Below are 12,139 nucleotides of genomic sequence, written 5' to 3' on the forward strand. Positions count from 1 at the left end.
CCTTTTCCTTCACGATCCTCGATCGAACTTCAGGAGCATGAACATGTCCTTGCTGACCCCCGAGCAAATCGCCGCTGCCCAGAAAACCAACATCGAAAGCCTCTTCGGCCTCACGACGAAGGCGTTCGAAGGCGTCGAAAAGCTGATCGAACTGAATCTGCAAGTGGTGAAGTCGACGCTCGCTGAAAGTCAGGAAAACGTGCAGCGCGCGCTGTCCGTGAAGGACGCGCAGGAACTCCTCGCGCTGCAAGCCAGCCTCACGCAGCCGATCGCCGAGAAGGTGCTGGCGTACGGCCGTCACGTGTACGAAATCGCGTCGGCAACGCAAGCCGAGTTCGCGAAGGTCGCCGAAGCGCAATACGAGGAACAGAACCGCAAGGTGCAAGCTCTCGTCGACAACGTCGCGAAGAATGCGCCGGCCGGCTCGGAAACCGCCGTCGCCGCGCTGAAGTCGGCGATCAACGCCGCGAACACGACGTACGAAACGGTGCAGAAGGCCGCGAAGCAAGCGGTCGAAATCGCCGAAACGAACTTCAACGCCGCGGCCGCCGTCGCCACGAAGGCGGCGAACACAGCGGCCGCCGCGTCGCGCCGCAGCGGCAACAAGCCGGCATAAGCGCTGGGCGTCACCGCCTGCTCGTTTGGGGAAAGCCGCGCGATTGTGCGGCTTTTTTCTTGGACGACGCTTTTCGACGAATCGAACGGGTGCCCAGCGGAGCAAAGGATCGAGCAAACGCAGCGGAACCGCAGTCTGGCGTTCGATCTGTCGATCTCCCGCAAACACCCGGCGCTCCGTCCGCTCTCCGCAAAATAAAACGGCGCCTCCCGAAAAGGGGAGGCGCCGTTTTATTTTGCGCGGCCGTTGCCTGTCGGCCGGGTTGCCTACTTCTTGCGCTGCGGCGGCAGGTCCGTGCAGACACCTTCGTACAACTCGGCCGCCATGCCGATCGATTCGCCGAGCGTCGGGTGCGGATGGATCGTTTTGCCGATGTCCTCCGCGTCCGCGCCCATCTCGACCGCGAGACACACTTCGCTGATGAGGTCGCCCGCGTTCAGGCCGACGATGCCGCCGCCGATCACCCGATGCGTCTCTTCGTCGAAGAGCAGCTTCGTGAAGCCCTCGTCGCGGCCGTTCGCGATCGCGCGGCCAGACGCCGCCCACGGGAACACGGCCTTGCCGTACTTGATGCCTTCGGCCTTGCACTGGTCTTCCGTCTTGCCGGCCCACGCGACTTCCGGGTCGGTGTAGGCGACGGACGGGATCTGCAGCGCGTCGAAGTAGGCTTTCTCGCCGTGCGCGGCTTCGGCCGCGACGTGACCTTCGTGCACCGCCTTGTGCGCGAGCATCGGCTGGCCGACGACGTCGCCGATCGCGAAGATGTGCGGGACGTTGGTGCGCATCTGCTTGTCGACTTCGATGAAGCCGCGATCGGTGACGGCGACGCCCGCCTTGTCGGCGCCGATCTTCTTGCCATTCGGGCTGCGGCCCACCGCGACGAGCACGAGGTCGTAGCGCTGCGCTTCCGCCGGCGCCTTCTCGCCCTCGAACTTCACGTAGATGCCGTCTTCCTTCGCCTCCGCGCCGACCGTCTTCGTCTTCAGCATCACGTTGCCGAAGCGCTTCGCGTTGTACTTCTCCCAGACCTTGACGAGATCGCGGTCCGCGCCGTTCATCAGGGTATCGAGCATTTCGACGACGTCGATCTCGGCGCCGAGCGTCGAATAGACGGTCGCCATTTCGAGACCGATGATGCCGCCGCCAATCACGAGCATCCGCTTCGGCTGCTGGCGGAGTTCGAGCGCGCCGGTCGAATCGACGATGCGCGGATCGTCCGGCAGGAACGGCAGGTTCACCGACTGCGAGCCGGCCGCGATGATCGCCTGCTTGAACCTGACGACCTTCTTGCCGCCGTCGCCCTGCACTTCCATGTGGTACGGATCGACGAACGAACCGACGCCCGTCACCACTTCGACCTTGCGCGCCTTCGCCATGCCGGCGAGGCCCGTCGTCAGCTTCTTGACGACGCCGGACTTGAAGTCGCGCAGCTTGTCGAGGTCGATCTCGGGCTTGCCGAACGAGATACCGTGCGCGGCGAGCGCTTCGGCCTCTTCGACGACGAGCGCCGTATGCAGCAGCGCCTTCGACGGAATGCAGCCGACGTTCAGGCACACGCCGCCGAGGGTCGAATAGCGCTCGACGAGCACGGTCTTCATGCCGAGATCGGCGGCGCGGAACGCGGCCGAATAGCCGCCGGGGCCCGCGCCGAGCACGAGCATGTCGCACTCGATGTCGGCCGTGCCGCCGAAGCTGCCGGCTTGCTGCGCCGGCGCCGGCGCGGCTGCGGCGGCCGCAGGCGTCGCCGGTTCGGCGAGCTTCGCGGGCGCGGCGGCTGCGGCCGACGCTTCGACGAGCGCGATCACGGTGCCTTGCGAAACCTTGTCGCCTGCCTTGATCTTGATTTCCTTGACGGTGCCGGCGACATCGCTCGGCACTTCCATGGATGCCTTGTCCGATTCGAGCGTGACGAGCGTCTGCTCTTTTTCGATCACGTCGCCCGGCTGGACGTTGACTTCGATGACGTCGACGCCGCTGAAATCGCCGATATCCGGCACCTTGACTTCGATGAGACTCATTACTGTCCCCTTCTTGATTAGCTGCTGAAAGAGGGAGGGAAACTCGCGCACCACTGAACTACGGCCTGACGGGAGAACGACGGCCTGGGCAGAACCACCTTTGCCGTCCGCCCAAGGACGCGCCTTTCTTTTGGTTACTTTTCTTTGGCAAGACAAAGAAAAGTGACCCCCGCCCCGGGGAGGGGCAACACACGCAGACCGCTAAGAAAACAAGTTCAACGACGAGGCATGAATACCGACATGGCATTCACGCCCCCGCGAGCCCCCAACGCTCATCAAAGAATCACACGCCGGAAATCGCCCAGAAGCGCAGCGAGATACGCATTGAACCGCGCCGCTTCGGCGCCGTCGATCACGCGATGGTCGTACGACAGCGACAGCGGCAGCGTGAGGCGCGGCACGAATTGCTTGCCGTCCCACACGGGCTTCGTCGCGCTTCGCGACAGGCCGAGGATCGCCACCTCCGGCGCATTGATGATCGGCGTGAAGTTCGTGCCGCCGATCCCGCCGAGCGACGAGATCGAGAAGCAGCCGCCTTGCATCTGGTCCGGCTTCAGCTTGCCTTCGCGTGCCGCCTTCGACAGTTCGCTCATTTCCTTCGCGATGTCGACGAGACCCTTCTTGTCCGCATCCCGGATCACCGGCACGACGAGGCCGTTCGGCGTGTCGGCGGCGAAACCGACGTGGTAGTACTGCTTGAAGACGAGGTTGTCGCCGTCGAGACTCGCGTTGAACGTCGGGAACTTCTTCAGCGCGGCCACGACCGCCTTGATCACGAACGCGAGCATCGTGAACTTCACGCCCGCCTTCTCGTGTTCCTTGTTCAGCTGCACGCGCAGCGCTTCCAGCTCGGTGATGTCCGCTTCGTCGTTGTTCGTGACGTGCGGGATCATCACCCAGTTGCGATGCAGGTTCGCGCCAGAGATCTTCTTGATCCGCGACAGCGGCTTCGCGTCGACCGGGCCGAACTTCGTGAAGTCGACCTTCGGCCACGGCAGCAGGTTCAGCTCGCCGCCGCCCGCCGGCACGGCCGCGGCGGCAGGCGCCGCGCGCTGGCCCGACATCACGCCCTTCACGAACGCGGTGACGTCTTCCTTCGTGATGCGGCCCTTCGGACCCGTGCCCAGCACGCGCGACACGTCGACGCCAAGTTCGCGCGCGAACTTGCGCACCGACGGCGACGCATGGCTCGCGCGGTACTCGCCGCTCGCAGCAGGCGCCGGCGCGGCGGCGGGCGCCGCCTGCGGTGCGGACGCTGCGGCAGGCGCCGGTGCGGGAGCGGCGGCGGGGACGGCCTGAGCAGGTGCGGGCGCGGCCGCCTGCAGCGCGCTCGCGGCGGCACCGCCCGCCGATTCGAGCACGACGATGAGCGAGCCTTCCGACACCGCATCGCCGACCTTCACCTTGATGTCCTTGACGACGCCCGCGGCCGGGCTCGGCACGTCCATCGTCGCCTTGTCCGATTCGAGCGTGACGAGCGACTGCTCCTTCTCGACCGTATCGCCGATCTTCACGGCGATCTCGATGACGGGCACGTCCTTGTAGTCGCCGATGTCCGGCACTTTCACGTCGACCGCGCCGCCGCCCGCCGACGCGGGCGCAGCGGCAGCCGCGGGGGCTGCGGCCGGCGCCGGCTGCGCGGCGGGCGCCGCGACGCCGTTCGCCTGCGCGGGCTTCGCCGCCGCTTGCGCGCCGTCGAGCAGCACGATCAGCGAACCTTGCGACACTGCGTCGCCCACCTTGACCTTCACTTCCTTGACCATGCCGCCGACGGGGCTCGGCACGTCCATCGTCGCCTTGTCGGACTCGAGCGTGACGAGCGACTGCTCGGGCTCGACCGCATCGCCCGGCTTCACGAGCACTTCGATGACGGGCACGTCCTTGTAATCGCCGATATCCGGCACCTTGACTTCGATCGCTTGACTCATCTGTTTGTGTCTCCTGTCGATCGGAGTTGCCGCTTTAGCGGCCCACTCCGATCCCATGCAAGGCGGAGCCGCGCCGCCCGCCTCCGCACTGAAAGCGGATGCGGGCGCGCAGCGTCACGTGGCGCGTGCGTTAAACCGACATCGGGTTGGGTTTGGCCGGGTCGAGGTTGTACTTCGCGATGGCGTCGGCCACGACCTTGCGGTCGATCGTGCCTTCGTCGGCGAGCGCGTTGAGCGCCGCAACCGTGACCCAATAGCGATCCACTTCGAAGAAGTGGCGCAGCGCGTTGCGCGTGTCCGAGCGGCCGAAGCCGTCGGTGCCGAGCACGACGTAGCGGCGATCGATGTGGCCGCGGATCTGGTCGGCGAGCGCCCGCACGTAGTCGGTCGACGCGATCACGGGGCCCTGCGTGTCCTTCAGGCACTTCTGCACGTGCGACACGCGGCGATCCTCGGCCGGATGCAGCAGGTTCCAGCGCTCGACGTCATGGCCTTCGCGCGCAAGCTCGGTGAAGCTCGGGACGCTCCAGAGGTCGGCCGCGACGCCCCAGTCGTTCTTCAGCAGGTCGGCGGCGGCGATCACTTCGTTGAAGATCGTGCCCGCGCCGAGCAGTTGCACGCGCGGCGCCTTCTTGTCGGCGTCGGCCTTCTTGAACTGGTACATGCCTTTCACGATGTCGGCCGCAACGTGCTCGCCCTGCGGGATCGCCGGGTGCTCGTAGTTCTCGTTCATCACCGTGACGTAGTAGTACACGTCCTCCTGCTCCTGCACCATCCGGCGCAGGCCGTCCTGCATGATGACGGCAAGCTCGTAGCCGAACGTCGGGTCGTAGCTCACGCAGTTCGGCACCGACGCCGCCCACATCAGCGAATGGCCGTCTTCGTGCTGCAGGCCTTCGCCGTTGAGCGTCGTGCGGCCCGCGGTGCCGCCGAGCAGGAAGCCGCGCGAGCGCATGTCGCCCGCCGCCCACGCCAGATCGCCGATCCGCTGGAAGCCGAACATCGAATAGAAGATGTAGAACGGCACCATGATCTCGCCGTGCGTCGAGTACGACGTCGCCGCCGCGATCCAGTCGCACATGCCGCCCGCTTCGTTGATGCCTTCCTGCAGGATCTGGCCGGTTTCCGATTCCTTGTAGAACATCAACTGATCGGAATCTTCCGGCACGTACTTCTGGCCTTCCTGGTTCCAGATGCCGATCTGGCGGAAGAGGCCCTCCATGCCGAACGTACGCGACTCGTCGGGCACGATCGGCACGACGCGCTTGCCGAGCGCCTTGTCCTTCAGCAGGATGTTCAGGATCCGCACGAACGCCATCGTCGTTGAGATCTCGCGGCCCTCGCCCGTGCCCTTCAGGAGCGGCTCGAACGCCTCGAGCGGCGGCACCGGCAGCGATTCCGCCTTCTGGCGGCGCTGCGGCAGATAGCCACCGAGCGCCTGGCGGTGCGCGCGCATGTATTCGAGTTCCTTCGAGCCTTCCTCGAACTTCAGGTATGGCACGTCGGCGATCACGTCGTCGGCGATCGGCAGGCGGAACTGGTCGCGGAACTTCTTCAGTTGCTCGACGGGCAGCTTCTTCTGCTGGTGCGTGATGTTCATCGCCTGGCCGGCTTCGCCCATCCCGTAGCCCTTGATCGTCTTCGCGAGGATCACCGTCGGCGCGCCCTTCGAATTGCTCGCCTGATGGAACGCCGCGTAGATCTTGTGCGGATCGTGGCCGCCGCGGTTCAGGTTCCAGATGTCGTCGTCGGACCAGTCGGCGACGAGCGCCTTCAGCTCAGGCGTGTTGAAGAAGTGCTCGCGCACGTACGCGCCCGACTCCGACTTGTACGTCTGGTACTCGCCGTCGACGGCTTCCATCATCCGGCGCATCAGCGCGCCCGTCTTGTCGCGCGCGAAGAGCGCATCCCAGCGGCTGCCCCAGATCACCTTGATCACATTCCAGCCCGCGCCGCGGAATTCCGATTCCAGCTCCTGGATGATCTTGCCGTTGCCGCGCACCGGGCCGTCGAGACGCTGCAAGTTGCAGTTGATCACGAACACGAGGTTGTCGAGCTTCTCGCGGCTCGCCATGCCGATCGCGCCGAGCGATTCCGGCTCGTCCGTCTCGCCGTCGCCGAGGAACGCCCAGACCTTGCGGCCTTCCGTCGTCACGATCCCGCGCGACTGCAGGTACTTCATGAAGCGCGCCTGGTAGATCGCCATGATCGGGCCGAGCCCCATCGACACGGTCGGAAACTGCCAGAAATCCGGCATCAGCCACGGGTGCGGGTACGACGAGATGCCGTTGCCGCCGACTTCCTGGCGGAAGTTGTCGAGCTGGTCTTCCGACAGGCGGCCGAGCAGGAACGCGCGCGAGTAGACACCCGGCGACGAGTGGCCCTGCACGAACACGAGATCGCCGCCGTGCTCGGCGGACGGCGCGTGCCAGAAGTGGTTGTAGCCGACGTCGTACAGCGTCGCGGCCGACGCGAACGACGCGATGTGACCGCCGACGTTCGTGTCCTTGCCCGCGCGCAGCACCATCGCGATCGCGTTCCAGCGCGTGTACGAGCGGATCCGGTGCTCGATGTCCTGGTCGCCCGGAATCTTGGCCTGGGCTTCGACGGGAATCGTGTTGATGTACGGGGTGTTCGCGGAGAACGGCAGGTGTTCGCCGTGCATCCGCGCGAATTCGATCTGCTTCTCGATCAGGTAGTGCGCGCGGCCGGGACCGACGGAGGAGATCACGCCGTCGAGTGCTTCGAGCCATTCGACGGTTTCCTGCGCGTCGTCGTCGCGTTCAGCCGCGACGTACTTCATCACTTCGTTAGGTACAGCGGACATTCTCGTCTCCTGGGTGTCCTGGAATATGAAGATGGCCTTCGAGCGACGACGCATGCCGCCAGCTGCAACAAGCTCCCGCGGATTGTAAAGAGCGTCGAACGCAACGCGCAACAAAATTTTCGAATGATGAGATCATTTCTCGCAATATGAAATATTGCTGCACCGCATCCATCTGGCCAGCGTTTGCGGCACATCATGTATCGACAATTCCGCTTTCGGTTCAATCTTTCTTGTACGCCTTTTGTGCATGACGCGCTGAGCTACAATCCTGCCATGTTGACCGATCGGCTTTTCGCACGCTCGGCGCGACCGTCGGGCTCGCCGACGGAATCGCAGCCGTCCCGCTGGCACCACGGACCGTGGTGGTCCAACTCTTACCTGCTGACGCCCCTCCTCTCGATCCTCGTCTTTCTCGTGGTGATGAGCCTCATCTTGTGGAGTCTCAACCGCCGCGAACAGCAGCAGCAGGAAGACACGCTGTTTCGCAACGTCGCGTGGGCGCAGCAGCAGATCCGGCTGTCGATGACGGGCGCGCAGGAGCAGTTGCAAGCGTTCGCGCGCGACGTCGCCGCGGGACGCATCGACGAACACGCGTTCCAGACCACGGTCGGCGACGTGATGCAGGCGCACCCCGAAATCCTCTATCTGAACTGGTACACGACGCCCGGCACGAAGCGATGGCCGACGATGCAGCTGCCGGTGCTCGGCCAGCGGCTCGCGAAGCCGAACGACGCGCAGATGGACGAAGTCGTGCGCGGCGCATTCGGCGAAGCGCGCAACACGCGCCGGCAGACCTACTCGCCGCTCGTCTACGACGACTTCGGCAACGGCTACCTGACGCTGCAGACGCCCGTCATCCGCGACCGCGAGTACTTGGGCTCGATCGCCGCGGTGTTCTCGGTCGAAGGGATCCTGAAGCACGACATTCCGCCCGAGCTGTCCGCGAAGTACAAGATCTCGATCACCGACGCGAACAATCGCGAGCTCGCGTCGACATCGTCGCGCCCGCGGCTGCCGCGCGACGCACACTACGACCTGCCGCTCGATCCGCCCGGCCAGGGCCTCACGGTGCGCGTCTACGCGTACCCGCAGACGACGAACCTGACCAACAACACGCTCGTGTGGCTCGTCGCCGGCCTGTCGTGCTTCGTGCTGTGGAGCCTCTGGAGCCTGTGGAAGCACACGCGCCAGCGCTTCGAGGCGCAGCAGGCGCTGTACGCGGAGGCGTTCTTCCGCCGCGCGATGGAGAATTCGGTGCTGATCGGCATGCGCGTGCTCGACATGCACGGCCGCATCACGCACGTGAACCCGGCGTTCTGCCGGATGACGGGCTGGGACGAGAGCGACCTCGTCGGCAAGACCGCGCCGTTTCCGTACTGGCCGCGCGACGCGTACCCCGAAATGCAGCGCCAGCTCGACATGACGCTGCGCGGCAAGGCGCCTTCGTCCGGCTTCGAGCTGCGCGTGCGCCGCAAGGACGGATCGCTGTTCCATGCGCGCCTCTACGTGTCGCCGCTCATCGACAGCTCCGGCCGGCAGACGGGCTGGATGTCGTCGATGACGGACATCACCGAGCCGAAGCGCGCGCGCGAAGAGCTCGCCGCCGCGCACGAACGCTTCACGACGGTGCTCGAGAGCCTCGACGCGGCGGTATCGGTGCTCGCCGCCGACGAAGCCGAGCTCCTGTTCGCGAACCGCTACTACCGGCATCTGTTCGGCATCCGCCCGGACGGCCATCTCGAGCTGTCGGGCGGCGGCTTCGACAGCGCGCAGGCGTCGTCGGACTCGATCGACATGGTCGACGCGTATGCGGGCCTGCCCGCCGCCGCGCTCACCGAGAGCACGGCGGACGCGCAGGAGGTATACGTCGAGAGCATCCAGAAGTGGTTCGAGGTGCGCCGCCAGTACATCCAGTGGGTGGACGGCCACCTCGCGCAGATGCAGATCGCGACCGACATCACGACGCGCAAAAAGGCGCAGGAGCTCGCGCACCAGCAGGAGGAGAAGCTGCAGTTCACGAGCCGGCTGATGACGATGGGCGAGATGGCGTCGTCGATCGCGCACGAGCTGAACCAGCCGCTCGCCGCGATCAACAACTATTGCTCCGGCACGCTCGCGCTCGTGAAGAGCGGCCGCTCGACGCCCGAGACGTTGCAGCCCGCGCTCGAGAAGACCGCACAGCAGGCGCTGCGGGCCGGGATGATCGTCAAGCGGATCCGCGAGTTCGTGAAACGCAGCGAGCCGAAGCGGCAACCGTCGCGCGTCGCCGACATCGTCGCCGACGCGGTCGGCCTGGCCGAAATCGAGGCGAGAAAGCGCCGGATTCGGATCGTCACCGAAATCCGCGCAAGAATGCCTATTATTTATGTCGACCCCGTGTTGATCGAGCAGGTGCTCGTGAACCTGATGAAGAACGCAGCCGAGGCGATGCAGGAAGCGCGGCCCCAGGCGGAGAACGGCGTGATTCGCGTCGTCGCCGACCTCGAATCGGGCTTCGTCGACATCCGCGTGATCGACCAGGGTCCGGGCGTCGACGAGGCGACGGCCGAACGCCTGTTCGAACCGTTCTACAGCACGAAATCGGACGGGATGGGCATGGGGCTCAATATCTGCCGCTCGATCATCGAATCGCATCGCGGGCGTCTGTGGGTGGTCAACAACGTCGAGCCGGACGGCTTCGTGTCGGGCGCGACGTTCCACTGCAGCCTGCCCATTGGGGAACCGGAGGATCTCGGTCGCGGATCCGAGACATCGCCATCACAAACCGTAACGGGAGAGATATGAATAGCCCTGTCACCACCTCTCAGGAAACCGTCTTTGTCGTCGACGACGACGAGGCCGTGCGCGACTCGCTGCGCTGGCTGCTGGAGGCAAACGGCTATCGCGTGCAGTGCTTTTCGAGCGCCGAGCAGTTCCTCGATGCCTACCAGCCCGCGCAGCAGGCAGGACAGATCGCGTGCCTGATCCTCGACGTCCGGATGTCCGGGATGAGCGGCCTCGAGCTGCAGGAGCGCCTGATCGCCGAGAATGCGGCGCTGCCGATCATTTTCGTGACGGGCCACGGCGACGTGCCGATGGCCGTGTCGACGATGAAGAAAGGCGCGATGGATTTCATCGAGAAGCCGTTCGACGAAGCCGAACTGCGCAAGCTCGTCGAGCGCATGCTCGACAAGGCGCGCAGCGAGAGCAAGAGCGTCCAGGAGCAGCGCGCGGCGAGCGAGCGCCTGTCGAAGCTGACGGCGCGCGAGCAGCAGGTGCTCGAGCGAATCATCGCGGGCCGCCTGAACAAGCAGATCGCCGACGATCTCGGGATCAGCATCAAGACGGTCGAGGCGCACCGCGCGAACATCATGGAAAAGCTCAACGTCAACACGGTCGCCGATCTGCTGCGGCTCGCGCTGTCGAAGAAGCAGGCGTAACACGCCGCGCCGCGTCCCACTCTCCCGCCCGGCGCACGCCGGGCGAGCAGCGGCTTTTTTGCGGCGCGGCATCCCGCGTGATCCATCCGGTTCCCGCTCCCCCATCCTCCCGCTTGCGGCGCACGCCGTCCCTGTTTTTCTCCCGCATCGCACGCCGCGCATGGCGCAAATCGACCCAGTCGGTGTCGGGTGACGGCGGGCGGGCGGTATAATTCGATGCTTCGCTGCAGCGCAACCTGGCGCCGCACGCCCGCATACCCAACCTTGCCAAGCGAATTCCCACCATGACAGCCACCCTGATCGACGGCAACGCCCTTTCGAAGACCCTGCGCGCGCACGCGGCCGCACGCGCCGCCGCGCTCGCCGCGTGCGGCCACCGGCCGGGTCTCGCGGTGATCCTCGTCGGCGACAACCCGGCGAGCGAAGTCTACGTGCGCAACAAGATCAAGGCGTGCGAAGACAACGGCTTCTTCTCGCTGAAGGACCGCTATCCGGCGACGCTCTCCGAGCCCGAACTCCTCGCGCGCATCGACGAGCTGAACCGTGATCCGAAGATCCACGGCATCCTCGTGCAACTGCCGCTGCCCGCGCATATCGACAGCCACAAGGTGATCGAGGCGATCGCGCCCGAGAAGGACGTCGACGGCTTCCACGTCGCGAACGCCGGCGCGCTGATGACGGGCAAGCCGCTCTTCCGCCCGTGCACGCCGTACGGCGTGATGAAGATGCTCGAAGCGCACGAGATCCCGCTGCAAGGCGCGAACGCGGTCGTGATCGGCCGCTCGAACATCGTCGGCAAGCCGATGGCGCTCCTGCTCCTCGAAGCGGGCGCGACCGTCACGATCTGCCACAGCAAGACGCGCGACCTCGCCGCACATACGCGCAACGCGGACGTCGTCGTCGCGGCGGTCGGCAAGCGCAACGTGCTGACCGCCGACATGGTGAAGCCGGGCGCGACGGTGATCGACGTCGGGATGAACCGCAACGACGAAGGCAAGCTGTGCGGCGACGTCGACTTCGCCGGCGTCTCGGAAGTCGCGGGCCACATCACGCCGGTACCGGGCGGCGTCGGCCCGATGACGATCACGATGCTGCTCGTCAACACGATCGAAGCCGCCGAGCGCGCCGCTGCGGCGTCCTGACGGCGAACGCGCCGGGAATCTCGCGGCGCACGCGCCGATCGGCTTCGATCGGCGATTCGATTCCCGTGCGCGGACGGCTCGGCGGCCCCCGCGCGTAGCCCGGGCGCAGTAGCGATCAGCGGGCGATGGCAGGCGCTGACTGCCGTTGGCGCCCACGGTGTTGCCCGCTGACGGCAGCTGGCCGCCATG

The 12,139-nt window shown here is 65.8% G+C and carries 8 protein-coding genes; 4 read left to right on the plus strand and 4 right to left on the minus strand.

The window, feature by feature from the left end; translation table 11 throughout:
• Positions 1-43: 43 nt before the first annotated feature.
• Positions 44-616, plus strand: a complete 573-nt coding sequence (locus tag WS69_RS27170; RefSeq protein ID WP_059473774.1) for a phasin family protein — start codon at positions 44-46, stop codon at positions 614-616.
• A gap of 266 nt (positions 617-882) precedes the next feature.
• Here the strand turns inward: WS69_RS27170 and lpdA are convergent, their stop codons facing one another.
• From lpdA to WS69_RS35170, 4 genes are all read right to left on the minus strand, one after another.
• The gene (gene lpdA / locus WS69_RS27175; protein ID WP_059473740.1) at positions 883-2,634 is read right to left on the minus strand and encodes a dihydrolipoyl dehydrogenase; all 1,752 of its coding nucleotides are present in this window, start codon (positions 2,632-2,634) and stop codon (positions 883-885) included.
• A gap of 275 nt (positions 2,635-2,909) precedes the next feature.
• Positions 2,910-4,562, minus strand: coding sequence for a dihydrolipoyllysine-residue acetyltransferase (gene aceF, locus WS69_RS27180; RefSeq protein WP_059473741.1), 1,653 nt, complete (start codon positions 4,560-4,562; stop codon positions 2,910-2,912).
• Positions 4,563-4,692: 130 nt separating this feature from the next.
• Positions 4,693-7,389 (minus strand): pyruvate dehydrogenase (acetyl-transferring), homodimeric type, encoded by a 2,697-nt coding sequence (gene aceE, locus WS69_RS27185; protein ID WP_059473742.1) that lies wholly within the window; start codon positions 7,387-7,389, stop codon positions 4,693-4,695.
• Positions 7,390-7,521: 132 nt separating this feature from the next.
• Positions 7,522-7,743, minus strand: a complete 222-nt coding sequence (locus tag WS69_RS35170) for a hypothetical protein (protein WP_231747234.1) — start codon at positions 7,741-7,743, stop codon at positions 7,522-7,524.
• Between WS69_RS35170 and fixL the strand changes: the two genes are divergently transcribed.
• From fixL to folD, 3 genes are all read left to right on the plus strand, one after another.
• Positions 7,663-10,173, plus strand: coding sequence for an oxygen sensor histidine kinase FixL (fixL, locus tag WS69_RS27190; protein ID WP_059473743.1), 2,511 nt, complete (start codon positions 7,663-7,665; stop codon positions 10,171-10,173). The genes WS69_RS35170 and fixL overlap by 81 nt on opposite strands.
• The gene (gene fixJ, locus WS69_RS27195; RefSeq protein ID WP_006025940.1) at positions 10,170-10,808 is read left to right on the plus strand and encodes an oxygen response regulator transcription factor FixJ; all 639 of its coding nucleotides are present in this window, start codon (positions 10,170-10,172) and stop codon (positions 10,806-10,808) included. Before fixL ends, fixJ begins: the two co-directional genes overlap by 4 nt.
• A 284-nt stretch (positions 10,809-11,092) precedes the next feature.
• Complete coding sequence (gene folD / locus WS69_RS27200; RefSeq protein WP_059473744.1) at positions 11,093-11,950, plus strand: bifunctional methylenetetrahydrofolate dehydrogenase/methenyltetrahydrofolate cyclohydrolase FolD; 858 nt, start codon at positions 11,093-11,095, stop codon at positions 11,948-11,950.
• Positions 11,951-12,139: the final 189 nt, after the last annotated feature.

This window comes from Burkholderia sp. BDU5 (assembly GCF_001522845.1).
Lineage (GTDB): Bacteria > Pseudomonadota > Gammaproteobacteria > Burkholderiales > Burkholderiaceae > Burkholderia > Burkholderia mayonis.

Bases quoted from the DNA above. Each gene is read 5' to 3' on its own strand.
- WS69_RS27170 (WP_059473774.1), top strand. From the start codon at position 44: ATGTCCTTGCTGACCCCCGAGCAAATCGCCGCTGCCCAGAAAACCAAC.
- lpdA (WP_059473740.1), bottom strand. From the start codon at position 2,634: ATGAGTCTCATCGAAGTCAAGGTGCCGGATATCGGCGATTTCAGCGGC.
- aceF (WP_059473741.1), bottom strand. From the start codon at position 4,562: ATGAGTCAAGCGATCGAAGTCAAGGTGCCGGATATCGGCGATTACAAG.
- aceE (WP_059473742.1), bottom strand. From the start codon at position 7,389: ATGTCCGCTGTACCTAACGAAGTGATGAAGTACGTCGCGGCTGAACGC.
- fixL (WP_059473743.1), top strand. From the start codon at position 7,663: ATGTTGACCGATCGGCTTTTCGCACGCTCGGCGCGACCGTCGGGCTCG.
- fixJ (WP_006025940.1), top strand. From the start codon at position 10,170: ATGAATAGCCCTGTCACCACCTCTCAGGAAACCGTCTTTGTCGTCGAC.
- folD (WP_059473744.1), top strand. From the start codon at position 11,093: ATGACAGCCACCCTGATCGACGGCAACGCCCTTTCGAAGACCCTGCGC.